At 44.2% G+C, this 20,980-nt stretch carries 12 protein-coding genes; all 12 read right to left on the reverse strand.

All coding sequences use genetic code 11. From position 1 onward, the window contains the following. Window positions 1-34: 34 nt before the first annotated feature. The 12 genes from ACEN9X_RS03105 to ACEN9X_RS03160 all read right to left on the reverse strand — a co-directional run bounded on the left by ACEN9X_RS03105 (window position 35) and on the right by ACEN9X_RS03160 (window position 20,858). Complete coding sequence (locus tag ACEN9X_RS03105; protein ID WP_413669019.1) at window positions 35-2,335, reverse strand: prolyl oligopeptidase family serine peptidase; 2,301 nt, start codon at window positions 2,333-2,335, stop codon at window positions 35-37. A gap of 419 nt (window positions 2,336-2,754) precedes the next feature. Beyond that, window positions 2,755-4,155, reverse strand: coding sequence for an aminopeptidase P family protein (locus ACEN9X_RS03110; protein ID WP_413669020.1), 1,401 nt, complete (start codon window positions 4,153-4,155; stop codon window positions 2,755-2,757). Between the two features lie 90 nt (window positions 4,156-4,245). Continuing rightward, on the reverse strand, window positions 4,246-5,730 hold the full coding sequence (locus ACEN9X_RS03115; RefSeq protein WP_413669021.1) for an aldehyde dehydrogenase (NADP(+)): 1,485 nt from the start codon (window positions 5,728-5,730) through the stop codon (window positions 4,246-4,248). A 196-nt stretch (window positions 5,731-5,926) separates the two neighbouring features. Beyond that, window positions 5,927-8,149: a putative Ig domain-containing protein gene (locus ACEN9X_RS03120; RefSeq protein WP_413669022.1), complete on the reverse strand. Its 2,223-nt coding sequence runs from the start codon at window positions 8,147-8,149 to the stop codon at window positions 5,927-5,929. A gap of 26 nt (window positions 8,150-8,175) precedes the next feature. Further along, complete coding sequence (locus ACEN9X_RS03125; RefSeq protein ID WP_091210983.1) at window positions 8,176-9,609, reverse strand: APC family permease; 1,434 nt, start codon at window positions 9,607-9,609, stop codon at window positions 8,176-8,178. A 58-nt stretch (window positions 9,610-9,667) separates the two neighbouring features. Next, complete coding sequence (locus ACEN9X_RS03130) at window positions 9,668-11,467, reverse strand: DUF885 family protein (protein ID WP_413669023.1); 1,800 nt, start codon at window positions 11,465-11,467, stop codon at window positions 9,668-9,670. A 40-nt stretch (window positions 11,468-11,507) separates the two neighbouring features. Then, a complete protein-coding gene (locus ACEN9X_RS03135) occupies window positions 11,508-12,410 on the reverse strand; it encodes an AraC family transcriptional regulator (protein WP_121230305.1) in 903 nt (300 codons plus the stop codon). A gap of 426 nt (window positions 12,411-12,836) precedes the next feature. Further along, window positions 12,837-14,081: an NAD(P)/FAD-dependent oxidoreductase gene (locus ACEN9X_RS03140; RefSeq protein ID WP_413669024.1), complete on the reverse strand. Its 1,245-nt coding sequence runs from the start codon at window positions 14,079-14,081 to the stop codon at window positions 12,837-12,839. Between the two features lie 261 nt (window positions 14,082-14,342). After that, the gene (locus tag ACEN9X_RS03145) at window positions 14,343-15,344 is read right to left on the reverse strand and encodes a 4-hydroxyproline epimerase (protein WP_413669025.1); all 1,002 of its coding nucleotides are present in this window, start codon (window positions 15,342-15,344) and stop codon (window positions 14,343-14,345) included. A gap of 6 nt (window positions 15,345-15,350) precedes the next feature. Next, entirely contained in the window at window positions 15,351-16,289 is a 939-nt protein-coding gene (locus ACEN9X_RS03150) for a dihydrodipicolinate synthase family protein (protein WP_413669026.1), read from the reverse strand. Between the two features lie 122 nt (window positions 16,290-16,411). Next, window positions 16,412-17,803 (reverse strand): SusD/RagB family nutrient-binding outer membrane lipoprotein, encoded by a 1,392-nt coding sequence (locus ACEN9X_RS03155; RefSeq protein ID WP_413669027.1) that lies wholly within the window; start codon window positions 17,801-17,803, stop codon window positions 16,412-16,414. A 28-nt stretch (window positions 17,804-17,831) separates the two neighbouring features. Further along, window positions 17,832-20,858 (reverse strand): SusC/RagA family TonB-linked outer membrane protein, encoded by a 3,027-nt coding sequence (locus tag ACEN9X_RS03160; RefSeq protein WP_413669028.1) that lies wholly within the window; start codon window positions 20,856-20,858, stop codon window positions 17,832-17,834. Window positions 20,859-20,980 lie beyond the last annotated feature (122 nt).

Genomic DNA, 20,980 nt, shown 5'->3' on the forward strand with positions numbered 1-20,980 from the left:
AAATTTACGCATCCTGTTCTCTACCTAATATGATTTAATTATGCGCCAATTCATCTGTATTCCTTGCAGGCGGCTCGGCGTTAAGCAGGTGCTTTACAAAAAAGTCGCGTTTCTTTTTACGGCCATACGGACCGCCATCACTATGGCCCATGCCCGGTACCACCAGCAGATCAAACATTTTATTGTTTTTGATCAGCGCATCCGCAAAACGGAAAGTCGACTCAGGAGGTACATTGTTATCGGCCTCGCCAACAATCAGCATCAGGTCGCCCTGCAATTTAGCGGCATTGGTAATGTTTGATTGCTGTTCATAATGCGGCCCAACGGGGTAGCCCATCCATTGTTCGTTCCACCACTGTTTATCTATCCGGTTATCATGACAGCCACAGGCAGATACCGCAGCCTTATAAAATTCAGGGTGGAACAGCAATGCACCTGCAGAGTTTTGCCCACCAGCCGATGTGCCATAAACGCCTATCCTGCTGATATCAACCTGTGGATATTTGGCCGCAAGCGCCTGCATCCATAAGATACGGTCGGCAAAACCGGCATCGGCAAGGTTATGCCAGCATACATCATGAAATGCTTTGGAGCGGTTGGCTGTTCCCATGCCGTCCATCTGTACCACAATAAAACCTAATTGGGCAATGCTTTGCATCTCGTTTACAGCCGAAAAACTTTTAGGCACAAATGAATCCTGCGGACCAGCATAAATATTTTCAATTACGGGATATCTTTTGTTAGGATCCATATAGGCAGGGCGGTAAACCACACCCCAGATATCTGTTTTACCGTCCCTCGCTTTCGCAACAAATACCTCAGGGAGTTTTACTCCGGTAGCTAAAAGACCTGTCAAATCAGTGTGCTCCAGTTCCATAATTATTTTCAGATCGGCAGTGTTTTTAATCACTATTTTGGGAGCGATGTTTACTTCCGAATAAGTATCGATATAATATTTTCTATCAGGTGAGAATGTTACGCTATGGTTACCTTTTTCCGGCGTAAGGTCGGTAAGGTTTTTACCATCAAAACCTATCCGGTAGTAGTGCATAAAGTAAGGGTCCTCACCTTCATTTTTACCGCTGCCTTTAAACCAGATCTGCCTTTTCTTAACATCAACGCTGTCAACATCGCGCACCACCCAATCACCTTTGGTTACCAGTTTTTCTTTACCGGTAAGTTCATCAACAAGGTAAATATGACGCCATCCGTCTTTTTCGGTAACCCAGACTATCTCATGTGTTTTAGCGCTGTAATAAGTGAAGATCCGTTGTTCGTAAATGAAAGTATTGGTTTTTTCATCAATGATGTTACGGGTTTTGCCGTTGGTAATATCTACCTCAATAACCCTGAAACGCTGATGCCCGCGATCGGCCTTTTCATAGGTAAAGTAGCGGCTGTTGCCATCGCGCCAATGTAGTTGCGGTGCACCAAAAAAATCGATCTTTTCGGCATCGGTTTTTATAGCGCTTTTATCGGCGATGTTGAATATATATTGCTGGTACGAGGTAAACTCATCGCCCGGCTGATCGTACTCATGCGATTTCAGCACTGCACGCGTAGTCCCCGGTACCGAGCTTAGCAGGTAATAAACCTCTTTTGTTTTTTGGGGATCGATGCGATACCCTACCAGGTGCTTACTATCCGGCGACCAGCTAAGTTCGCCGTAAGGCTTATCTAAATTGCCATCCGTAGTTAATTTGATCTCGGTTGAACCTTTAAGCGATTTAACAATGATATTACCACCTTTTACAAAAGCCGACCATTGTTTATCCGGCGATACGGAATCGGCGGTCATACCTTCCCAGCGGTAATGGCGTACCTGCAAAGGTTTATCGTTATCATAACTTTGGTGTACGGTATCGGTAGTTTTACTGCATTGAAGCGAGGCCAGATCACACTTAAGCCAGGTATTGCTTGTTTTAAAAGTGGCCTGCTTTTTATCGGCACTTAAAAACATATCGTCAATTTTAAAGCTGCCGTCTTTTATGGTTTTGCCTGTTATTTTGCTTACCTCCGGGCTTAGCTGTCCGCTTTCAAACAACGTTTTCTTAGTCCCTTTTACGGGTTCAACAACAATGTAAGCTGTTTGGTTATTGGCAATTCTTTTACTGTACCAGAATTGATTGCCACCGGTCTGCCAGTTAGGTCGCACGTTGGTAACATACGGTACCTTTTTTAATGCAGAGTCAAGTGCATCGGCTGCTTTATAGTTTTGCAGCACTTCAGCATGGGTGGGATAATAAGGTGTAGTTTTTGTTTGTTGTGCATCCGCTGATTTGCCCGCAGCTGCTAACAAAACAGTTAACAGTAAATATTGGTGGTACCTTGCCATAAGTTATAGTGTTGCGTAAAAGTACCCAACATTGGCCAAATGATGTTTCCATAAATTAACACATCATAGCAGGCATTTAGCAAAATCGGCCCGCATCTTTGCAGATGCGGGCCGATTTGTTTCGTTATTAAAGGAGCAAGTAATCACCGTAAAACAGTAAGCACCTGTAAGTCTATCTTGTACCCAAATCTTTTTATTAAAAGAAAATGTCATTTCGATAGAGCAGAGGTGGCTATAGCGCCTGAGGGCGAAAGAGAAATCTTATACGCCCTGTATAACCGTCGTACATGGTTTAGAGCTGGATGTATAGGATTTCTCCTCACCGCGCCCGCACATTCCCAAACTGGTTCGTTCGAAATGACATCTTCTTTTATTCGTCATAATATTTAAAAGATATGGGTAGACTATGCACTACTAAACTATCCTCTTAACGCCTCAATTTCCTGCCTTGTTTTAGGTAGATATTTACCCAATAACTGGCTGCCGGTATCGGTTATTAAAAAGTTATCCTCAATACGGATGCCGCCGAAATCGCGGTAGGTATTCAGCACATCGTAATTAATAAACTCGCTGAATTTCTTTTCGGCCTGCCAGCGGTCTATCAGCTCAGGGATAATATAGATACCCGGCTCAACAGTAAGCACATAACCTGCTTCCAGCTCACGGCCCAGTCTTAATGATTTTAAACCAAAGACGGTTTCCTTTTTCAAAGTATCTGTATAGCCAACGTATTGCTCGCCCAGGTCTTCCATATCATGGGTATCCATGCCCAGCATGTGGCCTAAGCCGCATTGAAAAAACATGGCGTGAGCGCCGGCCGCAACGGCCTCGACCGGGTCGCCTTTCATCAGGTTTACCTGTTTAAGGCCTTCTGCCAGTTTCTGGCAGGCCTGGATATGTACATCTTTGTAGCGGACGCCTGGCTTAAGCATACCGATGGCATGATCCATGGAATTTAACACCACATCATACAACTCCCTTTGGCGGGTGCTGAACTGCTTACCTACCGGGAATGTACGGGTAAGGTCGCCGCCATAGTGCATAGCATTCTCGGCGCCGATATCGCTTAGTACCATATCGCCATCTTCCAAAACATTGCCGTAATAATGCGTATGCAAAGTTTGGCCATGTTTGGTGATGATAGCCGGATATCCCAAACGTGAATCATTAGCAATCGCCACTTCATGTGCTTTGGCAACCAACTCGTATTCCCTGATACCGGGGCGGGCATATTTCATTACGGCAAGTTCCATATCAACGCTGATGGATACAGCCTTTTCTATTTCGGCAACCTCCAGCGGGGTTTTGATCACTCTTTGAGCTATCACAGCTTTTACCAACTGTAATGAAACGCGACCGGCAACATCTTCCAGACTGGTATTTAGCCAATCGGCCAGCTTGATCTTATTTTCGGGGCGATAAGGCGGCAGGATATGAACCGGGCGACTACCGGTAACTGCTTTATGAATGTAATGTTTGATTTCGGCATAAGGCCTGGTTTGTGAAACGCCAACCAGCGTGGCCATTTCCCCAACCGAGGGAAGTGTTCCTGTCCAGATAATATCATCAATGGTGAGATCGTTACCGAAGATCACTTCTTCGCCGGTATCGGTATCAATAATAGCCGCCAGGCCGACTACATCAAGCCCAAAGTAATATAGAAAGCTGCTATCCTGCCTGAACAGATAAGTATTGTCTTTATAGTTCATGCTGCTCTCCTCGTTCCCTAACAAAACGATGATGCCATTACTGCCCATGCTTTGTTTTAAAACATTGCGGCGCTGTACGTAAACCTGCTGATCAAAAAGTTGAAGTTTCATAATGCAAAATTAAACATGCCGGCTCTGTTGAGGAACCGGCATGTGCAAGTATAATTGAAATTTGATTATCTGATGATGTTTAACGGCTCACTATTTTTTCCATTCGCCATCAAATAAGCGCCAGATGTTTATTGGATTGGCTTGTTGTAATGCCAATGGCAACAACGCGTCCGGGCAGTTTTGGTAGCAAACCGGGCGCACCCAACGTTTAGCTGCATTGATACCTACCGCGGTAAAACGGCTATCGGTAGTGGCCGGGAACGGTCCGCCATGTACCATGCTGGCGCAAACCTCAACACCGGTTGGTACGCCGTTAAACAGTACCCTACCTGCAATTGAAGGCAGTAATTGTAACAGGTTTGAATGCCCTGCAAAATCCTCATCGGTACCCATTACTGTAGTAGTAAGCTGGCCTGATACTGATTTTAATACTTTGATCAGTTCCTGTTCGTCTTTACAAACTACCATTAATGAATATGGGCCAAACACCTCCTCGTGCAATAAGTGATTTTCAAGGAAAGTTTCGGCGCTTACCAGTGCTATGGTTGGTTGAGCTTCGATGTCGATGGCTTCAGTAGCTGATTTCACAACGCTGGTAACACCGCTCTGCTCCAAAGCCGCATGGCTCTTTTTCTCATAAGCCGAATGAATGCCGGCATGCAGCATTTTGGCAGGTTTAACACCTTCAATACCATTACCCAATAGCTTATAGAAATTATCCAGGCCTTCACCCTCAACAGCCAGCATTAAGCCGGGATTGGTACAAAACTGACCAACGCCTAAAGTAATGGAACCTGCATATTGCGCAGCCAGGTCGGCGGCGTTTTTGTTTAAAGTATCCGGTAAAAATATAACAGGGTTGATGCTGCCCATTTCTGAAAATACAGGGATAGGCTTTTTACGCTCCGATGAATACTGAAGCAGGGCCAGGCCGCCAACAGTTGAGCCTGTAAAGCCAACTGCAGCGGTATCATCTGCCTGAACCAATGCTTTACCACTTTCAAACGAAGTACCGTGTACATGCTGGAAAACATGTTCAGGCATATTACTGCTCACTATTGCTTTTTTGATAGCCTGATAAACCATTTCAGAAGTTTCGGCATGAGCGGGGTGAGCTTTTACCACTACCGAACAACCTGCACCCAGCGCACTTGCCGTATCGCCACCTGCGGTTGAATAGGCAAACGGAAAGTTACTCGCACCAAAAACAACTACCGGTCCCAGCGGAACAAGCATCTTGCGGAGATCCGGACGGGGCAACGGTGTTCTGTTTGGCAAGGCAGTATCAATACTCGCTTCAACCCAGCTTCCTTCGCGCAGCATGCCTGCAAACATGCGCAGCTGGCCGGTTGTACGGGCGCGCTCGCCGGTTAAACGGGGTAACGGAAGATTAGTTTCTTCAGCTGCTTTTTGAAGCAGGGCATCGCCTATTGCTTCTATTTCATCAGCAATAGCTTCTAAAAACAGGGCCTTTTGTTCGGCACTTGTTTTTTGATAAGCCTCAAACGCGCTTTGCGATTGCTGCATGATGATATTTATTTCTTCGGTGCTTTCTTCTTTGAAGTTGTTAGCCATGGCAGATATTTTATTAAAAAATGAACGGCTTACGCCATTAATATGCGAGAGCAAATATATTTAACCTTTTATGATGTGTACTGAAGATTCCTAACCAGTTATAGCAGGATTTTATCTTATTTCTAAAGCGCAACTTCAAAACAGATTAAAAAACGGTCAAGCGATTAAGTACTCAACACATAGGCAAACGTCTTGTTTACATCAATTTATAAAACCTTACCCCATGCGGCGGGATGTTACAAGTCACAGCAGCAATATTTTTGGCGATATCTTTTTGCTGCCAGAGATCCCGCACTATTTTAACCTTGCCTATATGGATATTCTTAAAATCAAGCGTATACTTCGAATATTTTTCACCAAGATTGAAAATACCTATAGCTTTGCTGCCATCTGCCAGTTGCTTAACCCAAACCTGGATCTGTTTATTATTAATTACCCGCAAGGCCTGCTTGCCAGCCACATCCTGATCAATAGCTATAACCTCACGGTTTTTTAACAGGTTAAGGGTAAAATCATCAAGCTTATCCATATCGCAGCCAATAAGCAGCGGTGCCGATAACAGGCTCCATAAGCTCATGTGGGTATACTGCTCATAAGGCGTCAAATTGGTTTGGTGCAGGTTTTCGCCCCAGCCTACCCTGCCTAAAATGAGCATATCAGGATCGTTCCATCCTCCGGGCCCGGCATAGGCCGCATTATTGGTTTGACTGAAGCCAATCCCATACAAACTTTCCCAGGTATCGGTAATATCCTCAGTAGTGCGCCACAGGTTGCCGTTCATTTGCGCACCCCATTTCCAAACTTCTTTTATGCCGTACTGGCAAATGCTGTAAACGATGTCACGCTGTTGTTTCGCCAGTTCATCGCGCATTACCATGTACGGTTTTTGCTGTGCGAACAATGTGGTATCACCAGCCGTTTGATCCGAATAACTGCACAGGTCGTATTTTAAATAATCAACACCCCAGTTAAAATAAGTGGCGGCATCCTGTCCCTCGTGCCCTAACGAACCCAGGTATCCTCCACAGGTTTTAGCTCCCGGCGATGAATAAATACCAAATTTTAAGCCTTGCTGATGCAGATGAGCTCCCAACGCTTTCATATCCGGAAACTTTTCATTAGGCGCTATTTCTCCGTTTGGTTGTCTTGCCGGTGCCTGCCAGCCATCATCCACATTGATGTAGTTCCAGCCATATTCGGTGAGCCCTTTATCTACCATAGCCCTGGCCGAAAGCCTTACCTTTTCGTCGCTTACGTTTAGTCCCCAGCAGTTCCAACTGTTCCAGCCCATGGGCGGGGTAAGCGCCAACAGTTTGCCCGATTTAATGGTCAATACGCGTTCGCTTCTTCCTAAATTATTGCTTACCGAAACAGATACTTTGTAATCTCCCGCTTCAGGTGCTACACCGGTTATAATACCTGTTTTATTATCAAGCACTAAGCCCTGCGGCAGATTTTTAACGGTATAGTTTAACGGCCTTTGCCCACTTGCAGCAATTTTATAAAGTACCGGCGAACCGGGATGCACGCCTAAAACCGAAGCGCCATTAATCATTGGCTTTAACGATGCTTTAGGGGTAAGCAAGTAAGGTGCTATCTCGGCAAAAGCTTTAGTCTTGCCGGATGCCGCTTCAGTAAATTCATAAAACAGCTTGATACCCTCACGATGCGGGAAAGTAAGCGTATAAGTTTCTTTGCCCAATGGCGGCAGGTTTGCGTTTACCGTTTTTTCGGCAATCGTCTTTTGAGTAACCTCGTCAACTATCCGGTAATGAAATTTGCCTGTGATATTAGTTTTAAAACTATTACCTACAGTCAATTTGCGTACGGACTGTGCATTGGGTAAAAAGCAGATCTCGGTTTGGGTGAAAAAGATTCCGTCAAATTTTTCGAGCATATCGATATAGGGGGCACCCATAAAAATACCACCCGAGCCGCCGCCATCGTAAACTTTAATAGCGATGATATTTTCCTGGTCCCATTTAATAGCCGGATCATCTGCTGCTATGCAATAATTACGCACCGCAGGCCATTTGCTCACATAACCGCCCTTATCTTCAGGGAAAGCGCCTGTTTTACCGATCAGCTTGCCGTTAAAATAAGTTTCATCAACATCATTAACATGGGCAAGGAATACCCGCAAGCTATCGCCCCAAACCGATTGTTTTTTTAATGATGATGGAATAACCACATGGATTCTATACCAGGCAAAACCATGATAATCGGGGTAGCCCTGCTCCTGCCATACATCGCCAACTTTAATATTTTTCCAGTCCGTATCGTTAAAACCGGTTTCTTTCCAGGTCGCGTCGTTACCAGTTGAAAACTTTGCAGTACTTAGCTTAATAAAATTCCCGTTTTGCGCGGAAACTGCTATGGCAATAGTTATAAGCCATAGCAGTGATAAGATCTTTTTCATTAATTGAGATAATAGAATTTTCCCGCCTATAAACTTTCAACGGGGAGTTCAGCGGCTTTGCGTTGTTTGCTGCCGCCTATCAGGTAATAAACCGGGATGCCGGTTAATGTAATGATCAGGCCCGGATAGGTATAAGCCGGTTTGTATTTAATGAGCAACAGGCAAAAAGCTATCCCCATAATGATATAGATAACCGGCAGCACCGGGTAACCGAATGCTTTGTAAGGCCGCTCGGCATTGGGCATTTTTTTGCGGAGGATAAAAATCCCGATAATCGTAAGCACATAAAAAACTACCACTACAAACGAGATCATATCCAGCAGATCGCCGTATTTACCGCTCAGGCTCCACAGGCATGCAAAAACGCATTGCAGCCACAGACCAAAGCCCGGTACTGAATTTTTATTCAGCGTGCCTACTTTTTTAAAGAAAAGCCTGTCTTTAGCCATAGAATAGTAAACCCTTGCACCCGACATGATCAGGCCGTTGTTACAGCCAAAGGTTGATACCATGATCAGCAATGCAATGATCACCGTACCCGAACTGCCAAAGATGTGTTGCGAAGCCACCACACCTACCCTGTCCTTATCCGCGCTGGCAATATCATGCAGGGAAAGCACTCCCGTATACATCACATTGGTTAAAATATAAATCACGGTTACGATCAGCGTACCCAAAGCCAGGCTTAAACCAATATTTCTTTTCGGATTTTTGATCTCACCCGCAATAAAAGTTACGTTATTCCATGAGTCACTGCTGAATATGGAACCAACCATTGCCGATGCTATTGCGCCCAGGGCAGCAATAGTAGTGTATGAAGCGATGGAACCATTTGCACTGAGGCTATGCATGCTCCAGGCGTTTTTCCAGTTCTCATTCCATACCGAAGCTTTTAAAGAAAACAGGCCGAACACAATTAAACCCAGCAGGCTCAGCAGCTTGGCCATGGTGAAAATAGTCTGCACAATTTTGCCGCTGTTAACGCCACGGGTATTAATATAAGTTAAAAACACGATCACCAAAATTGAAAGCAGCTGCGCCGGTGATATGGTCACGAAGCCCAGATCGACAGCAACAAGGCTTTCACTTAATTGCGGGATGAGGTACGCGGTAAACTTGGCGAAGGCCACTCCCACCGCGGCTATAGTAGCCGTTTGGATCACGGTAAAAAAACTCCATCCGTACAAAAAGCCAACCAAAGGACTATAAGCTTCCTTCAGGTATACATATTGCCCGCCCGCCCTCGGGAACATGGCACTCAGTTCGCCGTAACTCAGGGCGGCGGTAAGGGTCATAAAACCGGTGATGAGCCAAACAAATAGCAGCCAGCCTGCACTACCCACATTGCGGGTAATATCGGCGCTCACAATAAAAATACCGGAGCCTATCATACTGCCCGCCACCAGCATGGTGGCATCCATTAATCGCAACGAAGGCTTAAAAGAAGTGCTGTTCTCCATAATTTTTTTTAGCTAAAAGCTGAAAGCATAAAGCTTGCCATTAATGCTGTTTTATTAACTATTTGTCTCCGAAGTCGTAGAACTTCCAGCTTGTTGTAAAATCTTTAGTTAAAGCCTGGTTAGTCAGTGTGGCACGAAGCATCTCAACCGGGATCAGGTTTTCTTTAATGGCAGCATCGTGAAACTGCTTATAGGTCATTTTTCCGCTATCAACCAGTTCTTTCCTCAATTCTGTTAGTTGTAAACCACCCAGCAGATAAGCTACCTGGTAAAGCGGACTGTAGCCACCTTCAAACGAACGCCTTACTTCTCCTTCTGCATTGGCTCGTTCATGGCCCACACGGTCAACCAAAAAGTCGATACATTGCTGTGGTGTCCAGTTGCCTAAATGATAATTGAGCGAGAATATGATCCTGGCGCAACGGTGCATGCGCCAAAACAGCATACCTACCCGCTCTTCAGGAGTTTTGGCAAAGCCTTTATCGTACAACAGCAGTTCCCAGTATAAAGCCCAGCCTTCAATGGCAAACGGTGTCCCGAAATCCTGGCGATAAGCTTTGTAGCGACTGTTCATAAAATATTGCAGGTTATGACCGGGGATCAGCTCATGCTGCACAGTGCCCCTCGAAAAGTAAGGGTTGTTGCCGCGCATGCTCATCAGCCTGTCGTCATACTGCATGGTATTGGTTGGGTACGAGATACTGATCTCCTTGCCACCGGTAAAAAACGGGTTAACCAACTGCCTTTGCGGCGACATCATCACCATTCCCCAGGTTTCTTCGGCAAGCGGCGGTATCGTGATCAGGTCGCGCTCTTTGATAAAGCTAAGGGCATCATTGTATAGTTTAACAATTAGTTCGGGTTGATGACCTACCGGCACATAACTGTTTTTTACTTTTTCGAGGGCCTTTTTCCAATCGCTGCCAAAACCCATTTCCTGCGATGCTTTCAGCATTTCCTTATCGCACCAGGCAAACTCCTTATTGGCAAGCTTGATAAGCTCTTCGGGCGTGTAAGGGATCATCTCGGCCTGTAATTGGCTTATCAACTCTTCCCTGCCAATAGGCACACCTTTGATTCCGCTGCTATCGCTTTTTTGACTGGTATTCAGCTTTCCTTTGCTTATGGCCAGCTCGCTGTACCTTTCCAACGCATTATCAACGGCTTTATAAGGTTCAGGCACCCACCAGGTAAACGAAGGGTCGTATTTATTATAGAAACCAAAAAAGTCCTTTAAACGGCCTTTTAAACCCAATAAAGCAGCTTTGGTTACTTTAGCCACCGGCATATCCACCGATGGAAGTTTGTGATACGCTGTTGTATCGGCTTTAAGTTCTTTCAGGATCTTGTTCAAATCGCCTGCAATCTTTTCACCATCCACAAATGTTCCGCGACGACGTTTTTGTTCAAGCGCGTATATCTCATCGGCAAATGAAATATATTTGGCGGCCTGGCTGTACAGGCCTTCTTCCTTCTTCAGGTCTTTCAGATCAAAGTTAATACGCTTTTTCAGCAAGATATAATCAACCTTGCCGTATATGCTCAGGGCATTAAAGTCTGTTTGCTCCAGTTGCTTCAGGTAATCATTATCAACCTCAATTAACCTTTTACGCTGTTCGGGCGAGTTAAGCACATCCTGTTTGTACTGATCTTCGCCGCGCTCGTTAACGTTATAGGGCGAATAAAAGTCGCGGATGGCATTCATATCCTGCCCGTACCTGATGATGGTACCGGCTACTTCGCTGCTTTGCTCATACAAATTGCCGGCCGGAGCAGTTTGCGCATTTGCAGTAAGGGCACCAAAAGTAAGGGCATAAAGGGCCAAACCTTTTATGGTTGTTTTAGTATTAATAAGCACGATATATTGGGTTTGAGGTAAAAAGATTAAAGCCGTTGTATTAGCTGGCAGCCCTGTTCAGGCTGATAAGATTGTTGTTATATGAGTCGAGATAGCCCCGTGGCGAATTACCAATTACGCATTTGAACACCCGGTTAAAGTTGGTAATGCTTTTAAAACCGCACTTGTAAGCTACCGTATTAATACTTTCAAACTTATGAGCGATAAGCTTTTTACAGGCCTCATTGATCCTGATCTCGTTCAGAAATGAAATAAAAGTATGACCGGTATGCTTTTTGAAATATCTGCAAAACGACTCGGGAGTCATATAAGCAACTTTAGCCACATCCTCAAGTGTAATGGGTTCGCTATAGTGCTGCATAATATAGTTATAAATATTACCAATCCTGATCCCTTCATTTTCGGTAATGCCCGGCAGGTTGCCGTAAGTTGATAAAGGGTCAAGTTTACCCTTGATATTGGTAAGCCCTTTAAGCAAATGAAAAAACTGGATCAACTGATCAGGCCCTGATGCTTTTTGCAAAGCGATCATGATCTGCGATACTTTATCAACAACAGAATGCGGCAATTTAAAGCCTTGCTGGTGCTGCTGCATAAATATGAGGCTTGGCTTTAACTCGGGCAAATTAAACAACGGAGCCAGTGCGCCCTCAGGATTAAAAAATATGGTAAGCGCTTCGATTTGTTTGTTGGCATTAGGAGCAAAATATTCGGGGTTGCTTTTAAACACATGCGGCAGGTTTGCGCCGATTAAAAACAAATCGCCTGCAGAGTAATCATGCATGTTATTTCCTGCAATCAAAGTCCCCTCTCCCTGCTGGATCCAGGTGAGCTGAATTTCCTTATGACGGTGCAGGTAGGGGTAATGGTAAGGCAAACAGACCTTTTCTGCTATCACACTTTTATCGTGCGGAACCGGGATAGTAAATTGTAAAACTTTCATCTGCTACTTGATTATCACTTGTTGAATTTACAATTACTTAACTTAATTTGCTAACAAATGAAGTTAAAAGGATAAAATACGGGCAATATTTGATAATTTATGGTTGATACAGGTACCAAAATTGACCGAAAAACCCATCTTTATCCAATAAATAGAAAGTAAATTAAATGTTATATAAACAATTAAAATCAAAATTATAGTCACCACAGCTAATATTTGGCCGAATAAAATATTTTTAATTGTATACAATACAACTATTGTACATTTTACACTAACTATGCATTTTACGCAGAAAACCCGTTTTTTAACCTGTTTTTTATGATACAGGTAATAAAACGTGCTCCTGTTAGCGCAAAAAACCGCTCATCAGGGGTGAATGAGCGGTTCCGTTTTCCGGCAAGCCGGAAGGGTAATCAATTGTTTAAATTAAGATCTTTCAGGAGCAAATTCTTTAATATCAATAGAGGTTGGTTTGCCCGAAATAATTTCGTTTGCCAGCAAACCAGTTGCCGCGCCAAGGCTCAAGCCCATCATACCATGTCCGGTTGCTACAGTAAGGTTGCTATATTGTTTACTCCTGCCAATATAAGGCAATCCATCTGCAGATGAAGGCCGGAAACCGAACCAGATATCTTTTTGTTCAGGAACAGCAGGTTTTAAACCCGGGAAGTATTTCGGCACTGATTCTACAATGCCTTTTACACGGTTCATGTTGATACGGTCGTTGATCTTGTCAAGCTCCATAGTACCGCCGTAACGCAAGCCGCCATTCATTGGGGTAATAGCAACACGGGCTTCGGCTAATAAAGCCGGAATGTGCATGGTTTCGCTGTTATCCTTTACATTAAATGAATAGCCTTTACCCGGCATCAACAGGATCTTTAAACCCAACAGCCTGCCAATAGCCGGCGACCATGAGCCGCCAGCGATAATATATTCATCGGCTGTAAACTCTTCATTGCCTGCCAATACCTTACTCACTTTACCATCTTTGGTTTCAATTTTAGTTACCTCTTTATTGGTAAGCAACTTTACACCAGCGGCTTTCAGATGTTTGATCAATGCGGCCATCAGTTTATTGGGCGAAAGGTGCGCATCACAGCGGTAATGTACCGCACCCAACACATCAAGCTCAAGCTTTGGCTGCAGCTTTTTGCAATCATCAACACTAAGCACGGCCATATCCAAACCTAATTCCCTGCCCTTTTCGGCCATGTGCGCTTCTTCCTCGCCAGCCTTTTCGGTTTTATAAAACATCAGGATGCCTTTTTCAACCAGGTCGAAATCAAAACCAGGTTCCTTGCTCAAATCTTCATAAAGCTTTTTGCTGAGCAGGGAAAGCTCCGTTAACGGAACCGCCGATTTTTCAACATGCACAGCATTGGCTTTCTTTAAAAACTTCAATCCCCAGGAAATCAGTTCGGGATTTAAGGACGGCTTTACATAGAACGGGCTTTTACTGTTGAACATCCATTTGATACCCTGCGAAACCATACCCGGCGTTGCCAGCGGGATAAAATGGCTTGGCACTATCATACCGGCGTTTCCGTATGAGCAGCTATCGGTCATATCGCCTTTATCAAGCACAGTAACCTCATGTCCCGCCTTTTGTAAATAATAAGCCGAACTAAGCCCTACTATCCCACCTCCTATTATCAGCAGCTTTGCCATTTTTTATTTTAAGCTAAAAGCCTAAGGCTGAACGCCGAAAGCTTGTTAATAATTCTTTTTTAAACGTCCCATCAGGGTCTCTCAAAGAGGACCCTGATGTATACGCCATACAGATTCGCTGTTCTGAATACTTGTTAGATGTTTAGAAAGCGGTGACCCTCAGGGTCCTCTGCGAGAGACCCTGAGGGAACATGAAAGTCCTGAGTCGTAAGTTAAAAGTTGCTTTTCAGACTTACGACTCAAGACTTAAGACTATTCCAGTTATATCACCTGAAAGCCGTGAGCATAAGGATCGTCATCATCAATCTTGATGGTATTGTAACCATATACTTTAGCCCAGCCTTCTACACTTGGTATAATGGCGTCGATATCATTGATCTTCACCACATCCTCAACCTTGCCAATAAACTTACTGCCGATGATACTTTCATGTATAAAAGGCTCACCTACTTTCAGTTTACCTTTGGCAAACCATTGCGCCATACGGGCTGAGGTACCGGTTCCGCAAGGAGATCTGTCGATAGCTTTATCGCCATAAAATACTGCATTACGGGCAGTTGCATCTGCCGATAAGGTTGCTCCTGCCCAAAGGATATGCGTACAGGTATTGATAGTAGGATCCTGCGGATGCACAAACTGGTATTTTTCGTTAATGCGCTTACGCAGCACCTGGCTCCAGGCTATCAGCTGACCGGCTGTATAATGTTCGATACCTTTAAAATTAGGCTGAGGATCAACAATGGCATAGTAGTTACCACCATACGAAACGTCGATAGTAAGCGTGCCAAGGTCAGGACATTCCACTTCTAAATCAGTCGCGGCAAGATATGCGGCCACGTTCCTGAGTTTTACTGAAGTTACCTTTTTGCCCTCCTGCTTGTACTCGATCAATACCAGACCTGCAGGAGCTTCCATCCGCACAATACCCGGAGTTTTAGGCTGGATCAGTCCTTCCTCAATAGCTATAGTGATGGTGCCGATAGTTCCGTGACCGCACATTGGTAAACAACCGCTGGTTTCAATGAACAAAACAGCAACATCGTTTTCCGGGTCGTGAGGCGGATACAGGATACTTCCCGACATCATATCATGTCCGCGGGGCTCAAACATCAGGCCTGTCCTGATCCAGTCGTACTCCTTTAAAAAGTGTTGACGTTTCTGGCTCATGTTGTCGCCTTTTAGTGTGGGACCGCCGCCGGCCACCAGCCTTACGGGATTACCGCAAGTATGAGCATCAACACAAAAGAAAGTTTTACTTGCCATATGATATTATAACGCTACCTCTGTCAATTTACCCCAGCTTCCAACAGGCAATTCGGGCCTTGCAGCAAGTGCGTCGTTGATGATTTTTTGAACTTTTTCGCGCTCTGCACCAATTAACGGCAAGCGCGGCGCACGTACATTTTCGGTACCAATACCGGTTGCAACCTCGGCCAGTTTAATGTATTGTACCAGTTTAGGATGGATATCCAGCTCAAGCACCGGTAAAAACCAACGGTAAATAGCCAGGGCCTCATCATACCTTTTAGCTTTTATCAAACGGTAAATGGCAACGGTTTCTTTAGGGAAGGCATCAACCAAACCGGCAACCCAGCCGTCAGCACCCATCACAAGGCTTTCCATAGCCAGCGGATCAACACCGGTAAAAATCTTGAACCTTTCGCCAAAGCGGTTGATCATACGTGTAACGTTTGATATATCGCGGGTTGATTCTTTTACCGCCTGGATATTATCATAAGCAGCAAGTTCAGCGAACATATCTAAGGTAACTTCAACCTTATAATCAACAGGGTTGTTGTAGATCATGATTGGCAGTTCGGTACTTTTTGCAATAGTTGTAAGGTAAGCAACTGTTTCACGGGCTTCGCTGTTGTAACGCATAGGTGGTAACAACATCAAACCATCAGCACCTTTATCAAATGCTTTTTGAGCATAAGCAACAGCTGCCTTGGTAGTTTGCTCAGCAATGTTCAGTATAACAGGAACTTTTCCATTAACAAACTCAACAGTGTGGGCAAGCAAAGCAAATTTTTCGTCGTCGCTTAAAACGCTTGCTTCGCCTAATGAGCCTCCTAATATAAAACCGTCAACACCAGCTTCGAGCTGGGCGTTCAGGTTTATATCAAAAGCGTCAAAATCAAGTTCGTCATTATCTGTAAATTTAGTAGTTACTGCAGGGAGTACGCCTTTCCAATCAAAAGTTATCATTGTATATTATTTTTCACAAAGTTAAAATAGTACTTATTATCGTTTATTTAACAATTTAGCAGACACTAACCATATTTTAACCAATAACGTCAAATACATGCCTATTGCCTGCTAAATAATGCCTATTGAGCATCCCACCAAACCCTGTCGGTAAGCTTGGCGTTTTGCTGCGGCTGAGGGTTTGAGGTCATTTCTGACTGTGGGTACAGTACCCTGCGCGGAATATCCGACAAGGCATTTTTTACTTTGGTTAAAGCCGGATAACCTGTACGCCTCCAATCAGTGTAGTTCTCCATCGACAGGAAGTTGGCCACAACCTTTTCTTCAATAATGAGTTGCATAGCATTAGCACTGGTCAATGTTCCTCTTGAAGCCAGGTACGTAGCCACGTCTGCATCAGCAATACCCAATTTTGACATGTGCGATTTAACGGCCAGCAAATAAACCGGCTGCGCCGCCGTTGCCCCCGATATTACAAATGTAGCTTCGGCCTTTAAAAATAGCGCTTCCGAATAAGTAACAATATAGTTATTTGAGCTTGTACTTGCATAGAAAGAGCCTCCTAATGAGTACGATTCCAAACTACCAATATCGTCCGAGCCGATTATCCTTCCGGTATATAGGCCGGTTTCAATTGCAGGCGCCACCATTTTGGATACGCGTGGATCTTTCCTGGCTGCAAAACCATCAACAAACGTTGAAGCTAATACCAGCGTTGAACCCGGCAGAAAGTTTTGCTGCCATGGGTTTTCGGCACCGGCACCGCCAGCAAAAGGCATCTTCATATCATCATCATTACTTGCCATGCCGTTTTCAAGAGCGGTAAGGGCAAGTTGTGCCTGGGCCGCGGCTGTATGTCCCGGGGCTTTGGTGAGGTGCATGTAATAGCGCGCTTTCAATGTATATGCTGCCTTTTTCCATTTACTCATATCGCCGGCGTAGTAAAAATCATCGCCAGATGGTACCGTGGTGCTGTTTTTGGCAATGTCGGCAATGGCATTGTCAAGCAGGGTTTGGATTTGCGCATACACAGATTCCTGGCTGTCGTAAGTTGGTGTAACGTTGGCTATACCCTGAAAACCTTTTGAAAACGGAACATCGCCCCAAACATCAGTAGCTGCGCCAAGTGTATAAGCCAGTAAAATCTTCGATATGGCTGCGTAATTTGCGTTTCCATCTGCCTCTGCTTTTTTATTTAGCAGAACAAGGTTGTTCATTACCTGCGTATAAAAGTTATACCAGTCGGTATCCATATCCTGATGGTACATGAGGTAAGTACCAAAATTCGGTGGTACCTGGTTTAAAGCAATTACCTGCAGGTATTGTTGTAATACTATCGGAAGGTTACCGCCAGCGGTGATATTTTGTGATATGGCAGCTTCTACAGGGGCCAGGATCAGTGATTCTTTAACATCTGTCGGCCTGTTGGGATCGTGGTTTACATCAATGTATTTTTTACAGCCCGTAAAGCTTACCAACGCGCATGTTATTAACGTGATATATTTATTTTTCATGACAATTTCTCTTATTAGTGATTTAAAATTATAGGGTAACTCTCAGGCTAAAATCAACTGATTTTGAAGTTGGGGTTGAGAATGAATAAATACCCTGCGAACCGTTTGATGAGCCAAACGAGCTAACCTCCGGGTCGCCGCCGGTAAAGTGCGGTGCATGGATCCAGAGGTTGCGGCCGGTTACACTAAATGTTGCCGATTTGAAAGGACTTTTGCTTAACCATGATGGTTTTAAAGTATAACCTAAGCTAACATTACGCAGTTTAACATAGCTGCCATCCTGGATAACAGATTCCAACACGCCGTTTGCGCGCTGATAATAAGCCTGGCCATTGACGGCTATGGTATTTGGCTGACCTGTAGTGGCATTTACACCATCGACTACTCTTAAACCACGGTTTTCGGTAACTTTTGGCGTGCCGTAGAAATAGCCGTAGCCGTCAACATTGTTCTGGATGTCGCCGCCGCGTTTGATATCAAAGAAGAAACTGAAGTTGAATTGTTTATATCTGAAGTTGTTGCTGATACCGCCAAGCCAGTTGGGATTAATATTGCCAACTATACCCTGGGTATCATCGGCATATGGTAAACCAGAATCATCAATCAATAATTTACCGGCCGCGTTACGGGCGTAACGGGTTCCGTATATCACCCCATATGGCTGCCCTTTAACAATGTTGGTAAAACCATTAGGTATAATCTCTTGATCGCCAAAAATAGACAGCACCTTATTTCTGTTACGTGTAAAATTCAAAGTAAGGTCCCAGTTAAAATCGCGGCTTTTTATTGGGTTTACATTTAACAATACTTCAATACCCCTGTTACGCATCACCGCCGAGTTTACGCTTGTTGCAGAGTAACCTGTTGACGGGGGGAGTGCTACGCTGGGTATGATACCACCATTTGTTTTTTTACTGTAGAATGAAGCCTCAAGACTAATCCTGTTATTAAAGAAACCAGCTTCAAAACCGGCTTCAAACTCGTTAATACGCTCATTTTTAAGATTAGGATTCCCAAGCACATCGCTGATTAAAAAACCGGCCTGCTGGTTATATGGGAAAGCAAGGTTCCGAATGGTAGCTTTATTATATGGGGTTAGCAAGCTATACGCATCAATCCCCCCGTCATTACCTACCGTACCGTATGAAACCCTTATCTTACCAAGGTTCATGACCTTTGAAAATTCGGGGCTAAAAAATTCCGAGAATATAAAGCTGCCTGCAGCAGAACCATAAGGGTAAAAATTGTGCGCTGTTGAAAGCACTGAGTTGCCATCATATCTTCCGGTTAATGATAATAACAGAAAACGCTTATATTCAACGTTGGATTGGAAGTAAAAGCCAACTTTTCTTTTCAGTTTCGATCCTTCGTCATAGCTCACGGTTGAAGCGGATGACATGTTATATAAGCCAGGTACAGTTAACCCAACGCCATTGGCATATGTATATTCGCCATAGGTTGAGATGAGGTTATTACCCAACACAACATCTACATTAAAATCGCCAAACTGCTTATTAGCGCTGATCAATAAATCATTATTGTACTGGCGATAAGTGAGGTTTTGGTCAACCAGCCTACCATTAGGGTTCGACACCGACTGGGTTGATTCATGGTACCTGTCCATTTCCGCATAAACATCGGCACCAAACCTTTCGGTAATGGTTAACCATGGCAGGGGTTTATAATCGGCAGTAAAAGTTGGTAAAAACCTGTTAACGCCCGAATGGTTTTTGATGTTATCCAACACCCAATACGGGTTATTGCGCGAGAAACGATATAAACGCTGCGTACCATCTGCATTTAAATAGGGCTGCAGATTGTATGATACCGGTGCCGTAAAAATTGTCCAAACCGGGCTTTCCAGGGCATAGCCTTCAGGCAGCCTGTCATTTTGCGAGTTGGAATAATTCAGTTGAAACGTTGTATTCAGGTTTTTGAGTATCTGAGCGCTATACTTGGCAAAAAATGTATTACGTAAAAATTTAGTTGTTGGTACGGTTCCCTGCTGGTTGAAATTAGAATATGAAACCAAGTAAGTAGAACTGTTACTACCGCCGCCAATGTTTACAGTGTTATTGTAAGTATGCCCGGTTTTAAAAAACAGATCAGACTGGTTATAAACTTTTGCAGGTTGGCCGTTTATCTTCAGGGTGTCCATTTCGGCTCCCCATGATGTACTTGTTTTTTTAGTTACACCATCATAATAAATACCATTTGTACCTTGCGAGTACTTGTTTTGGATTTGCGGTAACAACGGGTTTTCAAAAGAAAAATCAGAAGAAAAAGTTATCAGCGGCTTTTGATTTAAAGCGCCATTTTTTGTGGTTATAATAACTACACCATTGGCACCCTTTGAACCATATAAAGCTGTTGCTGCCGCTCCTTTCAAAACGTTCATACTGGCAATAATAGATGGATCAATGTCGGCTAACCTGTTCGTACCGGGCCCTGAGTTAAGGTTCCCGGTTTCAGCGTTATCAACAGGAACGCCATCAATAACCATCAGAGGCCCGTTTTCGCCATAAAATGAAGTTGCCCCCCTGATTACTATCCTTGCCGAACTCCCCGGCGTACCCGATGAGCTTGTAACCTGCACACCTGCTACCTTGCCGGCGAGAGCATTTACCAGGTTGGGTTCTTTTGACTGCGCAATCGATTCGGCTTTTACCTCCTGAGAACTATAGGTTAAGATCCTTTTGTCGCGTTTTATGCCCAATGCGGTTACTACAACCTCGTTCAGCACTTTGTTATCCTCGGCAAGAGCCACGTTAATTTGTGCCTGACCGGTTAATTTAACTTCCTGCGTGGTAAAACCAATAGCGGTTACAATAAGTGTACCCTGCCCGGTATAGTTAAGGCTAAACATACCGCTGCCATTGGTAACAGAACCCGCGCTTGTACCTTTTATTTTAACGGAAGCGCCAATTATAGGCCCGCCTTTCTCGTCGGTTACCTTTCCTTTTAATGTTACTGTTTGCGCGTATGTGCTGTAACAAAACACAAACACACTCAGTAAAGGCAAAATGAACCTCTTTAGTAATTGTTTAAACTTCATAAATTAAATTTTGGGGTTAAAAACTATATATTACATGCTGTATTCCAGACACGTAAAACTATCGGCGAGCCGCCCCCTGTTTTTTTATGAAATTTGCCAATACTGCCCGTATCTTAACATTA

It is taken from the genome of Mucilaginibacter sp. Mucisp86 (assembly GCF_047324315.1).
Classification (GTDB): domain Bacteria; phylum Bacteroidota; class Bacteroidia; order Sphingobacteriales; family Sphingobacteriaceae; genus Mucilaginibacter.